The organism is Actinomadura barringtoniae (genome assembly GCF_017573505.1).
GTDB lineage: Bacteria > Actinomycetota > Actinomycetes > Streptosporangiales > Streptosporangiaceae > Spirillospora > Spirillospora barringtoniae.
The window spans coordinates 1-20,835 of record NZ_JAGEOJ010000016.1; the positions used below are offsets into that span (position 1 = coordinate 1).

Genomic DNA, 20,835 nt, shown 5'->3' on the forward strand with positions numbered 1-20,835 from the left:
GGCAGGTCGGGCCGAGGAGTTGCTTGAGGTCGCCCATGAGGGACGGGGAGGGGGCCACGCGCAGGCGGTCGTCGAGGCGGACGACCGTGGTGCGGGGGCCGTTCTGCAGGTGGAGGTGGACCTCGGAGCTGCCCGGGTGGGCGGTGAGGACCTCCTTGAGGCTGGCGACGATCGGCGGGGTGCAGCGGCCGATCGGGAGGGTGACCGAGAGCGGGCCCATCGAGTCGGCGACGGTGAGGTCGGGCTGGGTGACCTCCATCGCGATGATCTTCGCGACGTCCTCGCGGCGGTCCAGGCGGCCCTTGACGACGAGGATGGCGTCCTCGGCGAGGAGGGTGGAGCAGAGCTGATAGGAGGAGGGGAAGCACATCACCTCGATGGAGCCGCCCAGGTCCTCCAGCTGGAACATGGCCCAGGAGTTGCCCTGCTTGGTGACCTTGCGTTGGAGCCCGGAGAGGAGGCCCGCGATCGTGACGACCTGGCCGTCGGCGCCGTCGCCTTCGTTCAGGACCGCGATGGAACGGTCGGCCTCGCGGTCCAGGACGTGCTCGATGCCGAGGAGGGGGTGGTCGGAGACGTACAGGCCGAGCATCTCGCGCTCGAAGGCCAGGAGGGTGGTCTTGTCCCACTCCTCGCCCTCGGGGATGGCGACGGCGAACGCGTCCCCGCCCTCCTCCTCTTCGAGGGCGCCGAACAGGGAGTCCTGCCCGATCGCCTCCTTGCGCTTGATGTCGATGACCGAGTCGATGGCCTGCTCGTGGACCATGAGGAGCGCCTTGCGCTCGTGGCCCAGCTCGTCGAAGCCGCCCGCCTTGATGAGCGACTCGATGGTGCGCTTGTTGCAGACGACCGGGGGGACCTTGGACAGGAAGTCGTTGAAGTCGGTGTAGGCGCCCTTCTCCTTGCGCGCCGCGACGATGCCCTCGACGACGTTGTGGCCGACGTTGCGGACGGCGGACAGGCCGAAGCGGATCTCGGTGTCGCCCATCGGGGTGAAGTCGGCCTCGGAGGTGTTGACGTCCGGGGGCAGCACCTTGATGCCCATCCGGCGGCACTCGTTCAGGTAGAGGGCGCTCTTGTCCTTGTCGTCGCCGACCGAGGTGAGCAGGCCTGCCATGTACTCGGCCTGGTAGTTGGCCTTGAGGTAGGCGGTCCAGTACGACACCAGGCCGTAGCCCGCGGTGTGCGCCTTGTTGAACGCGTAGTCGGAGAACGGCAGGAGGATGTCCCACAGGGCCTTGATGGCGGCGTCGGAGAAGCCGTTCTCCTTCATGCCCTTCTCGAAGAACTCGAACTGCTTGTCCAGCTCGGACTTCTTCTTCTTGCCCATCGCGCGGCGGAGCAGGTCCGCGCCGCCGAGCGAGTAGCCGGCGACCTTCTGCGCGATGGCCATGACCTGCTCCTGATAGATGATCAGGCCGTGGGTCGTGGACAGGATCTCCTCGAGCGGCTCCTCCAGCTCGGGGTGGATCGGGGTGATCTCCTGCTGCTTGTTCTTGCGCAGCGCGTAGTTGGTGTGGGAGTTGGCGCCCATCGGGCCCGGGCGGTACAGCGCGAGGGCCGCGGAGATGTCCTCGAAGTTGTCGGGCTTCATCAGCCGCAGCAGCGAGCGCATGCCGCCGCCGTCCAGCTGGAAGATGCCCAGTGTGTCGCCGCGGGCGAGGAGTTCGTAGGCCTTGCGGTTGTCGAGCGGGAGCGACAGCAGGTCGAGCTTCTCGCCCTTGTTCTTCTCGATGTACTTGACCGCGTCCTGCATGATCGTCAGGTTGCGCAGGCCCAGGAAGTCCATCTTCAGCAGGCCGAGCGTCTCGCAGGTCGGGTAGTCGAACTGCGTGATGATGGCGCCGTCGGCGTCGCGCCGCATGATCGGCACGTGGTCGGTCAGCGGCTCGGACGACATGATGACCCCGGCCGCGTGCACGCCGGTCTGGCGGATCAGGCCCTCCAGGCCCTGCGCCAGGTCCATGATCTGCTTGATGTCGGGCTCGTTCTCGTACAGCTGCCGCAGCTCGCCGGCCTCGCCGTAGCGCGGGTGCTTGTCGTCGAAGATGCCCGACAGCGGGATGTCCTTGCCCATGACGGCGGGCGGGAACGCCTTGGAGATGCGGTCGCCCAGCGCGTACGGGAAGCCGAGGACGCGGCCCGCGTCCTTGATGGCGGCCTTGGCCTTGATGGTGCCGAACGTGGCGATCATCGCGACCTTGTCGGCGCCCCACTTCTCGGTGGTGTAGCGGATCGCCTCCGCCCGCCCGACTTCGTCGAAGTCCACGTCGATGTCGGGCATGGAGACGCGGTCGGGGTTGAGGAACCGCTCGAAGATCAGGCCGTGCGGCAGCGGGTCCAGGTCGGTGATGCCCATCGCGTACGCGACCAGCGAGCCGGCCGCCGACCCTCGGCCCGGGCCGACCGCGATCCCGTTGTTCTTGGACCACATGATGAAGTCGGCCACGACCAGGAAGTACGAGGGGAACCCCATCTTGCAGATGATGTCCATCTCGTACTCGGCCTGCTTCTTGTGCTCCTCGTCGAAGCCCTCGGGGAAGCGGCGGTCCATCCCCTTCCAGACTTCCTTGCGGAACCAGCTCTCCTCGGTCTCGCCCTCGGGGACCGGGAACTTGGGCATGAGGTTGTGGTACTCGAACATGCCCTCGGGATCGACCTTCTCGGCGATCAGGAGCGTGTTCTTGCAGCCCTCGAGCCACGCCTCGGAGGTGTCGATGCCGCGCATCTCGTCGGCGGACTTGATGTAGTAGCCGCTGCCGTCGAAGCGGAACCGGTCGGGGTCGGCGAGCTGCTTGCCCACCTGGACGCACAGGAGCGCGTCATGGGCGGTGGCCTCGGACTCGTGGGTGTAGTGCGAGTCGTTGGTGACCACCGGCGGGATGTTCAGCTTCTTGCCGATGTCCAGGAGCCCCTGGCGGACGCGGCGCTCGATCTCCAGGCCGTGGTCCATCAGCTCGAGGAAGTAGTTGTCCTTGCCGAAGATGTCCTGGAACGTCGCGGCGGCCTTCAGCGCCTCGTCGAACTGGCCGAGCCGCAGCCGCGTCTGGATCTTGCCGGACGGGCAGCCGGTCGTCGCCATGACGCCCTCGGCGTGCTCGGCGAGCAGCTCCTCGTCCATGCGGGCGTACTTGAAGACGAAGCCCTCGGTGAAGCCGCGCGAGGACAGCTTGAACAGGTTGTGCAGGCCGGCCTTGTTGCGCGCCCAGAGCGTCTTGTGGTTGATGAGGCCGCCACCGGAGACGTCGTCGCGCTTCTGGCTCGGCTCGCCCCACTGGACCTTCTTCTTGTGGAAGCGGGACTCGGGGGCCAGGTAGGCCTCGATGCCGATGATCGGGGTGACCCCGGCGGCGGTCGCCTGCTTGTGGAAGTCGTAGGCGCCGTGCATGTTGCCGTGGTCGGTCATGGCGATGGCGGGCATGCCCTGGTTGCTGACCTCTTCGAACATCTGCTTCAACCGGGCTGCCCCGTCCAGCATGGAGTACTCGGTGTGTACGTGCAGATGAACGAACGAGTCGGCCATGCTGTAAGCGCCTCCTAGTGAAGCCGTGCCGTGAAGCCGTGCTGGTCAAGCCGTGCCAGTGAAGCCATGCGGCGGCCCGCGTGCGGTCGGCACGCGTCCGTCGAACCCTGTCCGGGGGAAGATCGTATGAACGCGTTTCCGGCGCCGTTCATACGCGGCCCTGAGAGCCTAACCCGCCCCACCGACACTCCGGGCCTCGACACTCCGGATGCCCGATCCGCCCCACGCGTTCCGTTTTGTCACGCGTGTGTCAGGCTGCGCCCCGGGCACGCCGATAGGCCCCTGGCGGCACTCCCACGGTGCGCTTGAAGTGACGGTTCAGGTGCGCCTGGTCAGCGAATCCCGTCCGGGAGGCCACCTCGGCAGGGAGGTCCCCCGCGTCCAGCAGGCGGCGCGCCTCGCGCACGCGGATCTGGTTGAGGTAGGCGTGCGGCGGCAGGCCCGTGACGGTGCGGAACGCGCGCAGCAGGGGGAACGGCCTGGACCCCACCTCGGCGGCCAGTTCCTCCAGTGAGGGCGGGTCCACGAGCCGCTCGTGCAGGATCTCCCGCGCGGCCCGTACGGCGGGAGGGACCGCGGCCTCGTCGCTGCCCGGAATCTGCTGGGCGTGGCGCCGCAGCATCCCCGCCAGGGCCGACCGCAGCAGGGTGGAGGCCGCCAGGGCGTCCCCCTCCTCCCCCGCCTGATGGGCGGAACGCAGCAGGCGGGTCGCGGCGGGATCGGTGAAGACGGTCTCGGGAAAGTAGGGCGTCCCCGATGAGGCCCCCAGTTCGGCGGCGACTTCCCTGACCAGGTCCACCGAGGGGTACATCCCGCGATAGACCCATCCCTCAGGGATGGCGGCCTGCCCTGTGTGAACGGTGTCCGGGTTCACCACGACGATCGAGCCCGGCCCGGCGCGCAGCAGCGTTCCCCGGTGCTCGAACTCCTCGACGCCCTGCTCGATGACGCTGAAGTTGTAGCCCTCGTGCACATGACGCCCGAACCGGTGGGTGATGAAGCGGGCCCGCAGCAGGTCCACGTCGGGCATGACGGGGTGCCGCCAGTAATGCGCGACCTCGTCACTCATGTCCGACATGGTAAAGGTGGAGGATGAACACCGAGGTCACGGTGGTCTCGACCGCCGAGGAACGGGTGGACGCCTACCAGATCCGCATGCGGGTCTTCGTCCGCGAGCAGGGCGTCCCGGCGGGAATCGAGCTGGACGAGCACGACACCATGGCCGCCCATTTCCTGGGCCGGGTCGACGGCAGGCCGATGGGGACCGTACGGCTGCTGGCGGGCGGGCCGGGCGTGGGGTTCCTGGGGCGGCTGGCCGTTCTGCCCGAGGCGCGGGGCACGGGCCTGGGCGGGGCGCTGGTCGAGGCCGTCGAGGACCTGGCCCGGGAGCGCGAGATCACGACCATAGAGCTGCACGCCCAGGTCGAGGCGCGCGGATTCTACGAACGGCTGGGGTACGAGGCGTACGGGGAAGAGGACGTCTCGGCGGGCATCCCGCACATCTGGATGCGCAAGACCGTCTCACGGGATGAGACACCTGTCCCGTAGCTTGGCGGCATTCGTCAACGGCCTCTACCATTGTGACCATGGAACGTCGCTATTTCGGGTTTACGCAGCCGGCTCCGGGTGAGCCGGTCGGCGCGACGACCTGAGCGACGACCCCGGAGCCGGCTCAAGGCAGAGACCCCCACTCGGGCTCTGCTTTCGCATTTTGCTGACACGGCCGCGTTTTGCTGACACGGCCGCGGCTCCGGGCATATTCCCTGCGCGGCGCCGCCGCGCAGAAGGGACCCCGCCACCATGCACCGCCACACCGACGACAACGTCATCATCGAGTCCGACGCTCCCTGTCTCAACGACGAGGTGTGCCTCACGGGAGCCGATCATGAGCTCCGCGTGCCGCTGGCCGATCCGGCCGCCATCGCCTCCCTGCCCGAGGCCAGGGAGGCGATCGACGAGATCGATGCCGCCCTGGCCGTCCTGCTGGAGCGCCGCGCCGCCGTGGCCGGCGTCGTCCAGGCGCTGAAGCCGGTCGGCGGGTTCGCCGGGCGCAACCCCGAGCGGGAGAGTCAGATCGTGGCCGCGATGGCCGAGCGGGCCCCGTCGCTGGGGCCCGCCCGCCTCACCCGCATCATGAACGCCGTCATCGAGGCGGGGCTGGAGGTCGCAGAGCAGCGGCGGCGGCCGCCGAACGGTTCTTGACGAATCGCCAGCCCGCCCACAGCCCCACCACCAGGAACGGGATGGCGATCACGGCCCACTTCTGGTTCGAGTCGAAGCCCATCAGGAACACCACGAACGCCAGGAATCCCAGGGTGATCCAGTTGGTGTAGGGCGAGCCGGGCATCCGGTAGTCGGGCCGCTGGATCTCGCCCTGCATCGCCCGCCGCCGCAGCCGGATCTGCGCGTACAGCAGCGTCGCCCAGGTGGTGAGGACGCCCAGCGAGGCGATCGAGGTGGCGATGTCGAACGCCGAGTGCGGCACCCAGATGTTGAGCGCGATCCCGGCCAGGTAGACGGCCGAGGTGAACAGGATCCCGCCGTAGGGAACGTGGTGGGAGCTCATCCGCCCGACGAACTCGGGCGCCTCGCCGCGCTGCGACAGCGACCGCAGGACCCGGCCGGTCGAATAGAGCCCCGAGTTGGTCCCCGACAGCGCGGCGGTGATCACGACGATGTTCATGATGCTGCCGATCCCCGGCACGCCGAGGGCCGAGAAGACCGTCACGAACGGGCTCTCACCCGACCGGTAGACCGTCCAGGGCAGCACGACCACCAGCAGGAAGATCGCGCCGACGTAGAACAGCGCGATGCGCCAGACCACGCCGTTGATCGCGCCGGGCATGACCTTGCGCGGGTTCTCGGCCTCGCCGGCGGAGATGCCGACCATCTCGATCGCCGCGTACGCGAAGATCACGCCCTGCAGGCTGAGCAGCACCATCCAGAAGCCGCGCGGGAAGAAGCCCCCGTAGTCGGTGAGGTTGGAGAACTGCGCGTGGTAGTCGCCGATCTTGGCGTGCGTCGCGACCAGGAAGCAGCCGACGACCAGGAACGCCACCAGCGCCGCGACCTTGAGCATCGCGAACCAGAACTCCAGCTCGCCGAACAGCCGTACCGACACCAGGTTGACGGCCAGCAGCACCGCCAGCGCGATCGCGGCGGAGATCCACTGCGGGAAGTCCGGGGCCCAGTAGTGCACGTACATGCCGACCGCGGTGGTCTCGGCCACCCCGGTCATCGCCCAGTTCAGCCAGTACATCCAGCCGCTGGCGAAGCCCGCCCAGGGGCCGATGAAGTCACGCGCGTACGTCACGAAGCTGCCCGAGGTGGGCTTCCACAGGACGAGCTCGCCGAGGGCCCGCATCACGAACAGCGCGGCGATGCCGGCGGCCAGGTAGGCCAGGACCAGGCCGGGCCCGGCGTTCTGGAGGCGCTGCGCGCTGCCCAGGAACAGCCCGACGCCGATCGCGCCGCCCATCGCGATCATCCGTACGTGGCGGGGCTTCAGCGACTGCTGGTAGCCCTCGTCCTCGGGCGAGGGCGGCGGCAGCTGCCTGGCCGCGTCGACCGCCACGTGACCGGCGCCGGCGGTCATCTCACCGAGCCCGCCCGCGACCTCCCGCGCGCCCTCGGCGGCCTTCCTGGCCCCGGCCGCCGCGCGCCTGGCGCCTTCGGCGGTCTCCTCAAAGCCCTTCGGCCGCTTCCTCGGCGGTTCTGGCAACTCCGGCAACGCCTCGCCTCTCCTCGACGTAACTGCTCTTCGATGTGCCACTCTTCGACGTGACTGTGAGTAAGCATTTGATCACGGTGAGCCGGGCGTGGGCGGCGCAAGAACGTTCAAGACCAGGGAAAGCGAGCCGCCCTAGCGTGGCGGCCATGTCCACGACCGAATCCGAGCTGGCGGCCGCCTCCGCCACGCCCGCAACGTCCCCTGGAAGGCGCTCAGCGGCCGTACGAGACGGTCTGGGAGTCGGACTGGCCGTCGGGATGTCCGGGCTGGCGTTCGGCGCCGCAGCGGTCACCGCGGGCCTCTCGGTCCCCCAAGCCTGCGCGCTCAGCCTGCTGACGTTCACCGGCGCCTCGCAGTTCGCGCTCGCCGGGGTGATCGGCGGGGGCGGCGGCCTGATCGCGGGCACGCTCGGCGCGGTGCTGCTCGGCGGCCGGAACGCGCTCTACGCGCTGCGGCTGGCCGATCTGCTGGACGTACGGGGCTGGCGGCGGCTGATCGTCGCCCACGGGATCATCGACGAGTCCACCGCCGTGGCGACCGCCCAGCCCGACCGCGCGACCGCCCGTACCGGCTTCTTCGTCACCGCGGTCAGCCTCTTCCTGACCTGGAACCTCACCACGCTGCTGGGCGCCGCGGGCGCCGCCAGGCTGGGCGATCCGCGGACCCTGGGGCTGGACGTGCTGGGCCCGGCCGTCTTCCTGGCCCTGCTGTGGCCGCGCCTGACCGCCGGGCGGACCGAACTGCGGGTGGCGGCCGGGGCCGCGGTGATCGCGATCCTGGCCACTCCCGTGCTGCCGCCCGGCGTGCCCGTGATGCTGGCCGCCCTCGCCGCGCTGATCGGCTTCCTGCCCGGGCGGCCGGCACGTCCAGACCGTACGGAAGGGAGCACGGCATGAGCGTCTGGATCGCCGTGATCGCGACCGGGCTGGGCTGCTACGCGCTGAAGCTGGGCGGCCTGGTCACCCCGCAGCGGGTGCTGGACGACCCGCGCGTGCGCCGCTTCACCGACCTGGTCCCGGTCGCCCTGCTGACCGCGCTGATCGCCGTCCAGTCCCTGGCGGACGGCCGGACGCTGGAATGGGACTGGCCGCGGATGGCCGGACTGACGGCGGCCGTGGCGGCCCTGCTGCTGCGGGCCCCGTTCCTGGTCGTCCTGGCGGTCGCCGCCGCCGTGGCGGCGGGCCTGCGCCTGGCGGGCCTGTAGCGGCTGGTCAGAGCTGGTCGGACTCCCCGCGGCTGGCGGGTCTCTGAGACCCGCAGGCCTCAGGACTCGCTGGCGACGATCTCCAGGGCCTTGGCGAGGTCCTCCGGGTAGGGGCTCTCGAACTGCACCCAGTCGCCGCGCGTCGGGTGCTCGAAGCCGAGGCGCATGGCGTGCAGCCACTGGCGCTTCAGCCCGAGCCGCGCCGCCAGCGTCGGGTCGGCCCCGTAGGCCATGTCCCCCACGCACGGGTGCTTGATCGCGGACATGTGCACGCGGATCTGGTGCGTACGGCCCGTCTCCAGGTCGATGTCCAGCAGGGTCGCCGCCCGGAACGCCTCCACGGTGTCGTAGTGCGTGACCGACGGCTTGCCGCCCGCCACGACCGCGAACCGGCCGTCGCCGGAGGGGTGGCGGTCGATCGGGGCGTCGACCGTGCCGCGGAACGGGTCGGGGTGGCCCTGCACCAGCGCCTGGTAGCGCTTGTCGATGCGGCGCTCCTTGAACGCCCGCTTCAGCCGGGAGTAGGCGATCTCGCTCTTGGCCACCACCATCGCGCCGGTGGTGTTGGCGTCCAGGCGGTGCACGATGCCCTGGCGTTCGGCGGCGCCGCTGGTGGCGATCGTGTGCCCGGCGCCGAGCAGCCCGCCGAGCACGGTCGGGCCGGTCCAGCCGGTGGTCGGGTGGGCGGCGACGCCGATCGGCTTGTCGACCACCACGATGTCGTCGTCCTCGTAGAGGATCCCCATGCCCGGAACCGGCTCGGCCACCGGAGCGGGGGCGGCGGGCGGCGGCGGGAGCGTCACCTCGAGCCAGGCGCCGCCGTGCACCCGGTCGGACTTGGCGACCTCCTGGCCGTCCAGCAGGACGTCGCCGGAGGCGATGATGTCGGCGGCCCGGCTGCGGGACAGGCCGAACAGGCGCGCCAGTGCGGCGTCGACCCGTTCCCCCTCCAGACCGTCGGGCACCGGCAGGCTGCGCACGTCGGCCATCAGGACTGCTTCTCCTCCGGCTTGTCCGCCGGGGCCGCCTCCCGGGGCTCGGCCGTCTCCTCGGCCTGCACGGTCTCGGTCTCGGTCTCGGCCTTGGCCTCAGGCGCGGAAGCGGGCTCGGGAGCGGGCGCGGCCTCGGGGGCGGACGCGGGAGCGGAAGCGGCCTCGGGGGCGGCCCCGGGCGCCTCGGCCTTGGAGCCGGACTCGTTCGCCGCGGCCTTGGCCTCCGGCTTGGTCTCCGCCTCGGCCTCGGTCTCGGGCTCGTCCTTGGCTTCGTCGGCGTCCGACATCCGGGTGCCGTCGAGCTGCAGGCCGCGGGCCGCCAGGACCACCGCCAGCACGCCACCGCAGACGATCGCCGAGTCGGCCAGGTTGAACACCGGCCAGTGCGGCAGCTCGATCCAGTCGACCACGTGGCCCTTCAGCGGCCCGGGGGCGCGCAGCAGCCGGTCGATCAGGTTGCCGATCGCGCCGCCGAGCAGCAGGCCCAGGCAGATCGCCCAGGGCAGGCTGCGCAGGTTGCGCGCGGTCCGCAGGATCGCGACGACCACGCCGCAGGCGATCACCGTGAAGATGATGGTGTAGCCGGTGCCGATGGAGAACGCGGCGCCGCTGTTGCGCGTCTCGCGCAGCGTCAGCAGGCCGCCCAGCAGCTTGATCGGCTCGTGGTCCTGAAGGGTCGCCACGACGACGACCTTCGAGACGATGTCCAGGGTGAGCGCCGCCAGCGCCACCAGGACCAGTACGCCGACACGGCGCGGCCGAGGAGATCCCGCGGATCCCTCGGCCCGGCGCGTCGTGGCTTCGTTGTCGTCGCTCAGCGACGTTCCTCGCGTTGTTTGCATGTCACACATAGGGTCGCACGCGGAAAGGCCTGAAGGCGCGCCTTGCCGATCGGCTTTCCGCACGACTCGCAGATCCCGTACGTGCCCTCGTCCATCCGCTGGATGGCGCGCTCGTTCTGAACGAGCATGTCACGCGAATTGTAGGTCAGGGAGAGCTCGTGCTCGCGCTCGTAGGTCTTGGCGCCCGCGTCGGCCTGGTCGTCGCCCGCGCCGTCGGAGGAGTCGCCCTCGGCGATCTGGCTGGCGGAGGCGTTGATCTCCGCGGTCAGGCCGGCGACCTCCTCGGCCAGCTGCGCGCGGACCTCGGCGAGCTCGGCCTCGGTCCAGCGGTCCTCGCCCTCCCGTACGGGGAGTACGTCCGCTTTCGCGGTCTTGGTGGTCGCGCTGGACGCGCTGGACGCGGCCTTCGCCGGGGCGGCCTTGGCCTTGGCTGCGCCCGACTTGGCGGCACCCGACTCGGCCGAGCCCGTCTTGGCGGCGCCCGACTTGGCCGTGCCGGTCTTGGCGGCGCTCCGCTTGGCCGGTTTGGCCGCCGGAGCCTTCGACGCCGGAGGCTTGGACGCGGGAGCCGTCGAGGGCTTCTTCTTGGCGGCGGTCTTGGCCGCCGTCTTCCGCGTTCCCCGTGACTTTTCGCTGGTGGGCGCCTTGTCCCGCCCCGCGCCGGCCATGTCGGCTCCCCTCGCGCTGATCTCCTCGACAGGCAGTGCGGGCAGCATGAGTCCCCTTTCGCGGGCGGGCAGACGACCTTGGATCACTACACGCCGCATATGCCCAGTGACAGGTGAACGAGAACCCCCCACTCATTGGTTCCCTGTAGTGACCTACGCCACATGGGGTCGCCCCAACCCCTGTGGCGGCGGTAATGGGAAGAGTTTTGCCGATGGGTGCGTTAACCTCGCATCGAGCAGTCTCATCGGCAGGCCGTGATGGGGACACCTGCCGCCGACAGCGAGCCATGAGCGACCCGGGGACGGTGCGAGCCCGGGGGCGAGCCCGGCGGTCTGATCACCCCGGAGCCGCCGGAGGAAACCCCTTTCAGGGCCCGAAAAGCCTCTGAGGGCGCGTAGAACCGGCAGCACGAGACTCAATGAAGCGGGCCGCAGCAGGCATGCGGCCAAGGAGGGTGGTACCGCGGGCCACCCGCTCAGCCCGGCTGAGCAGGCGACTCGTCCCTCCGGTCCACGTAGCGAAACGTTGATCCGGAGGTACGCCCACCGTGAGCCGTCAGTTCCGGCCCCTGCCCGCGCAGGTCGATCTGCCCGCCCTGGAGCGGGACATGATGCGCCGCTGGCAGGAGAACAAGGTCTACGAGCGGTCACTGGAGCGCACCGCGTCCGGGCCGCGCTGGGTGTTCTACGAGGGCCCGCCCACCGCCAACGGCATGCCGGGCGTGCACCACGTCGAGGCCCGCGTCTTCAAGGACATCTTCCCGCGCTTCAAGACGATGAAGGGCTACCACGTCCCCCGCAAGGCCGGCTGGGACTGCCACGGCCTGCCCGTCGAGGTGGCGGTGGAGAAGGAACTCGGCCTCACCGGCAAGAAGGACATCGAGACCTACGGCATCGCCGAGTTCAACGACCGGTGCCGCGAGTCGGTGCTGCGGCACGTGGACGCGTTCGAAGAGATGACCGACCGGATGGGCTTCTGGGTCGACATGGCCGACGCCTACCGGACGATGGACCCCGACTACGTCGAGGCCGTCTGGTGGTCGCTGAAGGTCGTCTTCGACAAGGGCCTGCTGTTCCGCGACTTCCGCATCACCCCGTACTGCCCGCGCTGCGGCACCGGCCTGTCCGACCACGAGCTGGGCCAGCCCGGCGGGTACGAGACCATCACCAGCCCCTCGGTGTTCGTGCGGATGCCGGTCACCGCCGGTCCCCTGCACGACCTGAACGCCTCGCTGCTCATCTGGACGACCACCCCGTGGACCCTGGTGTCCAACACCGCCGTGGCCGTCCACCCCGACGTCACCTACGTCGCCGCCCGTACGGCCGACTCCGACGAGGTGCTCGTCGTGGCCGAGCCGCTGCTGGAGCAGGTGCTCGGCGAGGGCGCCCGCGTCCTTCAGCGCTTCCAGGGCAAGGAGCTGGAGCGCACGCCCTACAAGCGCCCCTTCGACCTGGTCGACATCCCGGACGCGCACTACGTGGTCCTGGGCGACTACGTCACCGTCGAGGACGGCACGGGCCTGGTCCACCAGGCGCCCGCCTTCGGCGCGGACGACATGACCGTCTGCAAGAACTACGGCATGCCGATCGTCAACCCGATCGGGCCCGACGGGAAGTTCCTGCGCGAGGTGCCGATGGTCGGCGGGCGCTTCTTCAAGGACGCCGACGAGGACCTCACGGCCGACCTGAAGAAGCGCGGCCTGCTGTTCAAGGGCGACCACTTCGAGCACAGCTACCCGCACTGCTGGCGCTGCCACACTCCCCTGCTCTACTACGCGCTCCCCGCCTGGTACATCCGGACCACCGAGATCAAGGACCGGCTGCTGGAGGAGAACGCCGCCACCAACTGGTTCCCCGAGACGGTCAAGGAGGGCCGGTACGGGGAGTGGCTGCGCAACAACGTCGACTGGTCGCTGTCGCGCAGCCGCTACTGGGGCACGCCGCTCCCCCTGTGGGTCTGCGGCGAGGACGAGGACCACATCACCTGCGTCGGGTCGCTGACCGAGCTGGGCGAGCTGGCCGGGCAGGATCTGTCCTCGCTCGACCCGCACCGCCCGTTCGTGGACGACGTGACTCTGCCTTGCCCGCAGTGCGGTGCGGAGGCCCGGCGCGTGCCCGACGTCATCGACGCCTGGTACGACTCGGGCTCCATGCCGTTCGCCCAGTGGGGCGCGCCGCACCGCAACAACGAGGTCTTCGAGGAGACCTTCCCGGGCCAGTTCATCTGCGAGGCCCAGGACCAGACCCGCGGCTGGTTCTACTCGATGATGGCGGTCAGCACGCTGGTCTTCGACAAGTCCTCGTACGAGAACGTGCTGTGCCTGGGCCTGATCCTGGCCGAGGACGGCCGCAAGATGAGCAAGCACCTGGGCAACGTGCTGCGGCCCATCCCGCTGATGGACCAGCACGGCGCCGACGCGCTGCGATGGTTCATGCTCGCGAACGGCCTGCCCTGGGCGTCCCGCCGGGTCGGGCACCCCGCGCTGGAGGAGATCGTCCGCAAGGTCCTCCTCACGTACTGGAACACCGCGTCGTTCTTCGTGCTGTACGCCAACGCCGCGGCGGCGCAGGGCGAGGCCTGGACGCCCGACCGGCTGTCCGCGGCGCCCGCGCACGCCGACCGCCCGCTGCTGGACCGCTGGGCCCTGGCCGAGCTGCACCGTACGGTCGGCGAGGTCGACGCGGCACTGGAGGAGTTCGACACCACTCGCGCCGGCCGCCGCCTGGCCGAGTTCGTCGACGACCTGTCCAACTGGTACGTGCGCCGCTCGCGCCGCCGCTTCTGGGACGGCGACGACGCCGCGTTCGCCACGCTCTACGAGTGCCTGGAGACGCTGACCCGCCTCATGGCGCCGATGGTCCCGTTCATCACCGACCACGTCTGGGACGTGATCCGGCCCGAGGACGCGCCGGAGTCGGTGCACCTGGCCGAGTGGCCCGCCGTGCGCGAGGACCTGCTCGACCCGACGCTGACCACCCAGATGGCGCTCGTGCGCCGCCTGGTGGAGCTCGGCCGTTCGGCCCGCGCCGCCAGCGGCGTCCGTACGCGTCAGCCGCTCGGCCGCGCCCTGGTCGGCGCCGCGGGCTGGCCGTCGCTGCCGCCACAGCTGCGCGACCAGATCGCCGACGAGCTCAACGTCGTGGCGTTCGAGGACCTGTCCTCGATCGGCGGCGACCTGGTCGACTTCGAGGTGAAGCCCAACTTCCGCGAGCTCGGCAAGCGCTACGCCAAGGACACCCCGAAGGTGGCCAAGGCGATCACGAGCGCGGACCCGACCGAGCTGGTCCACGCCCTGCGCGGGGACGGTGCCGGCGTCGAGGTTCCCGAGCTCGGCACGGTCGAGCTCGGGGCAGGCGACGTCATCGTGACCGAGCGGCCCCGTACCGGCTGGGCGGTCGAGAGCGGCGGCGGCGAGACGGTCGCCCTCGACCTGGAGGTGACGCCGGAACTGCGCCGCGCGGGCCTGGTCCGCGAGGCGATCCGGCTGTTCCAGGAGGGCCGCAAGGCCGCCGGCCTGGAGGTCACCGACCGCATCGAGCTCGCCTGGCAGGCGAGCGGCGACCTGGCCGAGGCGCTGCGCGCCCACGGCGAGGAGGTCGGCGCCGAGGTCCTGGCCGTCAGCGTCCGTGAGGGCACCGGAGAGGGCCCGTCCCAGAACGACGAGGACCTGGGCCTCACCTTCTGGATCCGCAAGGTCTGACGCGACCTGACGCCGCCTGACGCGGTCTGACGCGGTCTGACGCGATCTGGCCGCCGCGGGAGAGATCTCGCGGCGGCCAATTCCGTCCAGACCCTTTATCGAGACACATCGCGTTTGCGATGATGGCTTCCGTGACAGACTCCGACTCCCTGCGCGCCTCAGACGCCGACCGCGACCAGGTCGCGGACAAGCTGCGCGAGGCCCTCGCCGAGGGCCGCATCACGCCCGAGGAGCACGCGGAACGCATCGACGCGGTCTACCAGGCCAAGACCTACGCCGAGCTCGCTCCCGTCCTCAGCGACCTGCCCGGCCAGAGCGGCCCGGCCCCGAGCGTGAGCCTCCGGAAGGAGGAGAACGCGCCCGCCCCCGTCTCCGAGTCGGCCAACATCGTCGCCGTCTTCTCCGGCGCCGAACGCCGCGGCCGCTGGCTGGTCGAGCCGAAGACCACCCTCACCATGGTGTTCGGCGGCGTGGAGCTGGACCTGCGCCAGGCGGTGCTGTCCCAGCGCGAGGTCGAGATCAGCGTCACCTGCGTCTTCGGCGGCCTGGACATCACCGTCCCGCCGGGCGTCCGCGTCACCTGGAACGGCTTCACCATGTTCGGCGGCCAGCAGCTGCCCGGCGACGACCCGGACGACCTGAACGCCCCGCACGTGAAGCTGACCGGCGTGATCCTCTTCGGCGGCATCGACGTGAAGCGCCGCGAGCAGGGCGACCTCACCAAGGCCCAGCGTCGCGCCGAACGCCGCGAGCACCACCGCGGCCTCCACGACCACCATCTGGAGATCCGCGAGCAGCACCAGGCGTTCCACGCCGAGATGCGCCGCGCCCGCGCGGACCGCCGCGAGCACCTCCGCGAGCTCCGCGACGCCCGCCGCGCCTCCCGCCGCCGCTGCTGACCCCAGCCGCCCCACCGCCCAATACGCCGATCTTGCTCTGAGCGCCCCTATCGGGCGGCGTGAAGGGCGCTGAGAGCAAGATCGGCGTGGTCTTGGCGGGCGTGCACGCATCGGAGGCTCGGCTGCGAGCCCGCGGGGCGACCGGCGAGGGTTGCTTTCGCGAAACAAGTGCTTTCGGGAAACAAGAACGCGGCCGTGGCCCCCTTGGGGGTCACGGCCGCGTTCTCGGGTCGGCTGGGGTGGGCGGTCAGTCGCGGGCGTGCTCCTTGTCGGGCTGGCAGACCAGGCAGGGGGTGCAGCCCCTGGCCTTGGCCTCGGCCCGGGAGAGCGCCTCCAGGTCGTCGGCCTCGTCGCCGATGTCCTCGATGAGGGCGCAGTCGGTGCGGTGGTAGCGCTTGGTGCCGCTGAGGATGCGCACCTGCGGGCCCTCGTCGTCGGAGTCGGCGGCCGGGGGCTTGGTGTCCTCCGGCTGCCGGGGGCGCGGGGCCGCCGCGGACGACGGCTCAGGGTCGGAGTTGGCGGCCGCGGCCTTCTTGGCGGCGGCCGCCAGCGGCAGGTCGGTCACGGTCGGGTCGGCCTTGGGCGCCTTCGGGGTCTCCGGCCCGGGCTTGGCCGCGGGTGCCACCGGCGGCGTGGGCGCGCCCCACGCTGACGGCAGCGGGCCCGTGGCACGCTCCGGGTCGTCGACCGGCTCGGACGCCTTGGGGGCCTCCTTGGCCGGAGCGGACTGTGCCTGCGCGGACTTGGCAGCGGCCGGCTTGGCGGCGGCGGACGCGATGTCGCCCAGCGCGTCCGAGGCCGGCGCGGCCGGCTTCGGCGTCACCGGGTTCGGCGTGACCGGTGGGCTCGCGGGCTCGGCCTTGACCGGCTGAGCGGGCGGGCTGGACGGCAGCGCCGAGGACGCGGCGGACGCCTGGCCCGCGGGCTTGTCCAGGCTCGGCTTGTCCAGGCTCGGCTTGTCCAGGCTCGGCTTGTCCAGGCTCGGCTTGTCCAGGCTCGGCTTGTCCAGGCTCGGCTTGTCCAGGCTCGGCTTGTCCAGGCTCGGCTTGTCCAGGCTCGGCTTGGCCGGGCCGGGCTTGGCCGGGCCGGGCTTGGCCGGGCCGGGCTTGGCCGGGCCGGGCTTGGCCGGGGGCGTACGGGGCAGCTCGGCCGTCTTGGCGGTGTCGGAAGCGGGGCCCGGCTTGGCCAGCCCCGCGAGGCCCTTCTTGTCCCCCGCCGCCGCAGGCACCGAGACCGCGGCGCGCGCCGCCAGGGCCGTGTCGGGCAAGCAGGCGGTGCAGGGACTGAAGCCCTCTTCCTTCGCCTCCGCGTAGGTGAGCTCTTCCTTGTCGCGGCCGGCCAGCTGGCGGCAGGTGTCCAGGTGGTAGCGCTTGCGGCCGCGGACGACGAACACCGGGGCGTCATCGGGCACGTTCGCCGGCGGGGCCGGGATCTGCACCTCGTCGTCGACGGGCTCGGGCGCGTCCTTGGGAACGGGCGCCTTGGCCTTGGCGGGAGCGGCCTTCTTGCCCTTCTTGGGCTTGCGGGCCTGCGTCGGCGTCGCGCCGCCGCCGAAGAGCTCCTTGCGCCGCAGGAACACCCCGATGGCCAGGCAGAGGGCGGACACGATGCTGACCGCGATCGACACATAGATCACGACCAGCGCGTCCAAGCCGAACACCTGTGCGCTGTCCCCGTTGCCGGCGACGATGCCCGCCACCAGAAGCGCGATCGCCACGACCACGAGGACGCCACTCAGGATGATCACAGGGTCTCCCTCTAACACAGGCCTACAACCACGGGCCCTCTACCACAGGCGAACGGCCCCCGGGTCGCCCCGGAGGTCACCACCGACGTACCGAAACGCCGAACGCCGCCGGGATGGCGTCCCTGCCATCCGCGGCGCGGCGATCGGAAAAGACACTACCGCCTGCGCGACCCGGCCCTAGCGCCTCTCGTGCGGCGGGTTGTCCCCGGCGTGGAACGCGCCCGTCGCGGAGTGCTGGACCTGCTGACCGTGCTGGGCGGGCTCGGCGGGCGGCGGGAACGGGGTGCCGCCGGTCTGCGTGGAGGCCGAGCCGTTGCGGTTCTCACCGGCGTGCGGGAGGGCCGCCTGCGGGCCGGTCTGCGGACCGCCGGACTGGGAGGCACCGCCGCCGGGCGTCGGGAACGCCCCGGTCTCGGTGCTGCCCGCCTCCAGGTCGCGCAGCTGACCCTCGAGGTAGACCTTGAGGCGGCTGCGGTACTCGCGCTCGAAGGCGCGCAGGTTGTCGACCTCGCGCTCGAGCTCCTCGCGCTGCTGCACCAGCGAGCCCATCACCTGGCGGTGGCGCTCCTGGGCGTCGCGGTCGAGGGCCTCGGCGCGGGAGCGGGCCTCGCTCACGATCTGGTCGGCCTGCCGGCGGGCCTTGCCGAGGATCTCCTCGGCCTCGCGGCGGGCGCGGCCGAGCGTCTCGTCGGCCTCGCGGCGGGCGTCGGCGATCGCCTGGTCGGCGGTCTGCTGCGCCAGCGCGAGCACGCGCGCCGCGGTGTCCATGTTGTCCTCGCCGGAGGGGGCCGACATCGTCAGGCCGCCGAGCGCCGGCTCGGGCTCGGGCTGCGGCTGGGGCTCGGGACGAGGCGGCTCGGGGATCTTGGCGACGTCCGGCTTGGGCTCCACGATGGGGGCGGCCATCGCGGGGACCTTGCCCCGGAGGCACTCGGCAAGCTTGGCGCGCAGTTCCTCGTTCTCCTGGATGAGGCGGTCGAGCTCGGCCTCGACCTCGTCGAGGAAGGCGTCCACCTCCTCCTCGTCGTACCCCGGCCTCAGCCTGGTGGTACTGAACTGCTTGTTCCGCACATCGGCGGGTGTCAGCGGCATGTTCGTCTCCTTGGCGCGCTTGGAGTCTGTCCCAAAGGACGGTATCCGATCAGAGCCCCTGCACGAAGATGATCAAGACCCATACCACAAGGATGAGGACCGTGAAGCTGAGGTCCAATGCCACGTTACCCAGCCTGATGGGTGGGATGAAACGCCTGAGCAGTTTCAGTGGCGGGTCGGTCACCGTGTAGACCGCCTCGGCGATCACCAGTACCACCCCCGTGGGTCGCCATGACCGGGCGAACGACTGCAGGACTTCGAGGATCAACCTCCCGATCAGGAACAGGAGGAAGATGTAGAGCAGCGCGCTCAGCACGTCAACAACGATTGTCACGGACACTCTCGCATGTGGCTGTCAGCTTTGGTTGAAGAACCCTCGTTCTGCCATCCGGGCCTTGTCTTCGGCCGTCACCTCGACGTTGGCCGGTGACAGAAGGAACACCTTGTTGGTAACACGCTCGATGCTCCCATGAAGGCCGAATACGAGACCTGCCGCGAAGTCGACGAGACGCTTGGCGTCGCTGTCGACCATCTCGGTCAGGTTCATGATCACCGGCGTTCCCTCTCGGAAGTGCTCCCCGATGGTCCTTGCCTCGTTATACGTCCTTGGATGCAGCGTAGTGATACGCGCAAGGTCTGCGGTACCCGACTCGTAGAGCGCCACGGAGCGTCGCTCCGTGACCGACGAAGAGTGATGATCTCGATCACGGTCCCCGGCGTCTTCGGGCCGGGTAAGCTGCGCTGCGGAGTCGTCCTCGCGCGCGCGGCCCGGCCGCCCCACAGCGGGGTCGGCCTCGTCGTCGTAGACGTACTCGTCGTCATAGTCGTCGTACTTGGCGTACTTGTCGTCGTAGCGGTCGTCCTCCACAAGGCCGAGGTAGACCGCCATCTTGCGCATCGCGCTGGCCATATGCCCTCCGTCGTCCTGCGGTCGGACCGCTCCGTCCAGGTGGCCCACCGTTTCGGCAGGTACCACTGGGGGGACATTACCTGACGATTGCCCGTCGGCCGCCGAGCAACGCCGTACCGACACGTACGTGTGTCGCGCCACACGCGATCGCGGCCTCCAGATCACCGCTCATTCCCGCCGAAATCGCCATGGCCCCCGGGTGCGAGTCCCGTACCCCCGCCGCGATCTCGGCCAGCCGGGTGAACGCCTCGACCGGATCTCCGCCGAGCGGCGCCACCGCCATCACCCCGCCGAGCTCCAGCCCCTGCGCCCCGGCGATCTCGTCCGCGAGGGCGGGCACGTCGGCCGGCGCGGCCCCGCCGCGCCCTTCCCGCTCGTCCAGGCCGACCTGGACCAGGCACCGCAGCGTCCGTTCCTCCCGCAGCGCCGCCGCGGACAGCGCCCGGACCAGCTTGGAACGATCCACGGATTCCACGACACCGGCGTACGAGGCGACCGAGCGCACCTTGTTGGTCTGCAACTGCCCGACGAAGTGCCACGTGAGCGGCAGGTCCCGGCACTCCCCCGCCTTCGGCGCCGCGTCCTGGTCGCGGTTCTCGGCGACCTCGGTCACCCCGAGCCCCGCCAGCAGCCGCACGTCGGACGCCGGGAAGGTCTTGGTCACCGCGATCAGCGTGACCTCGCCCGGCACGCGCCCGGCGGCGGCGCACGCCGCGTCGATCCGCTTGCGCACGTCCGCCAGGTTGGCGGCGATCTCGTCCCGCCGCGCGGACGGTGAGACGGCCGTGGGATCAGTCACGGGAGGGGTCCTTGAGCCAGACGAAGCCCGCGAAGCGGCCGGTGCGGCCCTCGCGGCGGTAGGAGAAGAGGCCGGGCGACTCGATCGTGCAGCGGGGATCGATCGCCACCGAGGCGACGCCGTGCGCCGCGAGCTGCGCCGCGATACCCGCGCGGATGTCGACGCCCGGGGTGCCCTTGCTGGTGGTGGCGTACGAACCGGGCGCCGCGGCCTCGACCTCGTCGCGCATCTCGGCCGGGACCTCGTAGCAGCCGCCGCAGGCGGCCGGACCCACCGCGGCCCTCATACGTTCGGGATCCGCACCGTGCTCGGTCATCTCTGTGACGAGCGCGGGCACGACGCCCGCCGCGGTCCCCGGGCGGCCGGAGTGGGCCACGCCGACGACTCCGGCGACGGGATCGGCGATCAGCACCGGCGCGCAGTCGGCCACCAGCACGGCCAGGACCAGGCCCGGCTCGGTGGTGAGCGTCGCGTCCACCGGAGAGTCGAGATGGGGGGTGGTCACGTGCGCGACGTCCGCGCCGTGCACCTGGCGCATCCAGACCGTGCGGCCTGGATCGGCGCCCAGGGCGGCGGCGGCACGGGCGCGGTTGCCCGCGACCGCGGCGGCGTCGTCGCCGACCGCGCCGCCGAGGTTCAGCGAGTCGAACGGTGCGCGGCTCACCCCACCCGCGCGGGCGGTGAAGGCGGCGCCGATCCCCTCGCCCAGGTCAACGGTCGTGATCACT

17 protein-coding genes and 1 pseudogene are annotated in these 20,835 nt (G+C 70.8%); 7 read left to right on the top strand and 11 right to left on the bottom strand.

Going from position 1 to position 20,835, the window contains the following annotated elements:
* Both dnaE and J4573_RS34820 read right to left on the bottom strand, forming a co-directional pair.
* The coding region (gene dnaE / locus J4573_RS34815) for a DNA polymerase III subunit alpha (protein ID WP_208260239.1) at window positions 1-3,523 on the bottom strand (3,523 nt) is incomplete at its 3' end.
* A gap of 250 nt (window positions 3,524-3,773) precedes the next feature.
* The gene (locus J4573_RS34820) at window positions 3,774-4,592 is read right to left on the bottom strand and encodes an AraC family transcriptional regulator (RefSeq protein WP_307797141.1); all 819 of its coding nucleotides are present in this window, start codon (window positions 4,590-4,592) and stop codon (window positions 3,774-3,776) included.
* Between the two features lie 23 nt (window positions 4,593-4,615).
* Here J4573_RS34820 and J4573_RS34825 point away from each other — a divergent pair, with 23 nt between their 5' ends.
* Window positions 4,616-5,071, top strand: a complete 456-nt coding sequence (locus tag J4573_RS34825) for a GNAT family N-acetyltransferase (protein ID WP_208260243.1) — start codon at window positions 4,616-4,618, stop codon at window positions 5,069-5,071.
* Between the two features lie 252 nt (window positions 5,072-5,323).
* Window positions 5,324-5,725: a chorismate mutase gene (locus tag J4573_RS34830; RefSeq protein WP_208260244.1), complete on the top strand. Its 402-nt coding sequence runs from the start codon at window positions 5,324-5,326 to the stop codon at window positions 5,723-5,725.
* Here J4573_RS34830 and J4573_RS34835 read toward each other — a convergent pair.
* On the bottom strand, window positions 5,667-7,253 hold the full coding sequence (locus J4573_RS34835) for an amino acid permease (protein WP_243774067.1): 1,587 nt from the start codon (window positions 7,251-7,253) through the stop codon (window positions 5,667-5,669). The genes J4573_RS34830 and J4573_RS34835 overlap by 59 nt on opposite strands.
* 146 nt (window positions 7,254-7,399) lie before the next feature.
* Here J4573_RS34835 and J4573_RS34840 point away from each other — a divergent pair, with 146 nt between their 5' ends.
* Window positions 7,400-8,149 (top strand): AzlC family ABC transporter permease, encoded by a 750-nt coding sequence (locus tag J4573_RS34840; protein ID WP_208260245.1) that lies wholly within the window; start codon window positions 7,400-7,402, stop codon window positions 8,147-8,149.
* Window positions 8,146-8,457 carry an AzlD domain-containing protein gene (locus J4573_RS34845; RefSeq protein ID WP_208260246.1) on the top strand — a complete coding sequence of 104 codons (312 nt, stop codon included), beginning with the start codon at window positions 8,146-8,148 and terminating at the stop codon, window positions 8,455-8,457. Before J4573_RS34840 ends, J4573_RS34845 begins: the two co-directional genes overlap by 4 nt.
* A gap of 59 nt (window positions 8,458-8,516) precedes the next feature.
* Here the strand turns inward: J4573_RS34845 and J4573_RS34850 are convergent, their stop codons facing one another.
* From J4573_RS34850 to J4573_RS56780, 3 genes and pseudogenes are all read right to left on the bottom strand, one after another.
* Window positions 8,517-9,446, bottom strand: a complete 930-nt coding sequence (locus J4573_RS34850) for an RluA family pseudouridine synthase (protein WP_208260247.1) — start codon at window positions 9,444-9,446, stop codon at window positions 8,517-8,519.
* Entirely contained in the window at window positions 9,446-10,291 is an 846-nt protein-coding gene (gene lspA / locus J4573_RS34855; RefSeq protein ID WP_243774068.1) for a signal peptidase II, read from the bottom strand. The genes J4573_RS34850 and lspA overlap by 1 nt, the downstream gene beginning before the upstream one ends.
* A pseudogene (locus J4573_RS56780) lies at window positions 10,264-10,509 on the bottom strand (TraR/DksA family transcriptional regulator); the annotation flags it as partial. The gene lspA and the pseudogene J4573_RS56780, both read right to left, overlap by 28 nt.
* A 998-nt stretch (window positions 10,510-11,507) precedes the next feature.
* Between J4573_RS56780 and ileS the strand changes: the two are divergent.
* The 3 genes from ileS to J4573_RS56785 all read left to right on the top strand — a co-directional run bounded on the left by ileS (window position 11,508) and on the right by J4573_RS56785 (window position 17,321).
* Entirely contained in the window at window positions 11,508-14,660 is a 3,153-nt protein-coding gene (ileS, locus tag J4573_RS34865; protein ID WP_208260261.1) for an isoleucine--tRNA ligase, read from the top strand.
* Between the two features lie 131 nt (window positions 14,661-14,791).
* Window positions 14,792-15,559: a DUF1707 SHOCT-like domain-containing protein gene (locus J4573_RS34870; protein WP_307797142.1), complete on the top strand. Its 768-nt coding sequence runs from the start codon at window positions 14,792-14,794 to the stop codon at window positions 15,557-15,559.
* Between the two features lie 913 nt (window positions 15,560-16,472).
* Entirely contained in the window at window positions 16,473-17,321 is an 849-nt protein-coding gene (locus J4573_RS56785; protein ID WP_372442962.1) for a pentapeptide repeat-containing protein, read from the top strand.
* A gap of 162 nt (window positions 17,322-17,483) precedes the next feature.
* Here the strand turns inward: J4573_RS56785 and J4573_RS34880 are convergent, their stop codons facing one another.
* The 5 genes from J4573_RS34880 to pgeF form a co-directional block, all read right to left on the bottom strand.
* Window positions 17,484-18,398 (bottom strand): DivIVA domain-containing protein, encoded by a 915-nt coding sequence (locus tag J4573_RS34880; protein WP_208260265.1) that lies wholly within the window; start codon window positions 18,396-18,398, stop codon window positions 17,484-17,486.
* Between the two features lie 49 nt (window positions 18,399-18,447).
* Window positions 18,448-18,732 (bottom strand): YggT family protein, encoded by a 285-nt coding sequence (locus tag J4573_RS34885; protein WP_208260267.1) that lies wholly within the window; start codon window positions 18,730-18,732, stop codon window positions 18,448-18,450.
* Between the two features lie 21 nt (window positions 18,733-18,753).
* Window positions 18,754-19,308, bottom strand: coding sequence for a cell division protein SepF (locus J4573_RS34890; protein ID WP_208260268.1), 555 nt, complete (start codon window positions 19,306-19,308; stop codon window positions 18,754-18,756).
* 76 nt (window positions 19,309-19,384) lie between these two features.
* Window positions 19,385-20,107 carry a YggS family pyridoxal phosphate-dependent enzyme gene (locus tag J4573_RS34895; protein WP_208260270.1) on the bottom strand — a complete coding sequence of 241 codons (723 nt, stop codon included), beginning with the start codon at window positions 20,105-20,107 and terminating at the stop codon, window positions 19,385-19,387.
* Window positions 20,100-20,834 carry a peptidoglycan editing factor PgeF gene (gene pgeF / locus J4573_RS34900; RefSeq protein ID WP_208260272.1) on the bottom strand — a complete coding sequence of 245 codons (735 nt, stop codon included), beginning with the start codon at window positions 20,832-20,834 and terminating at the stop codon, window positions 20,100-20,102. The genes J4573_RS34895 and pgeF overlap by 8 nt, the downstream gene beginning before the upstream one ends.
* Window position 20,835 lies beyond the last annotated feature (1 nt).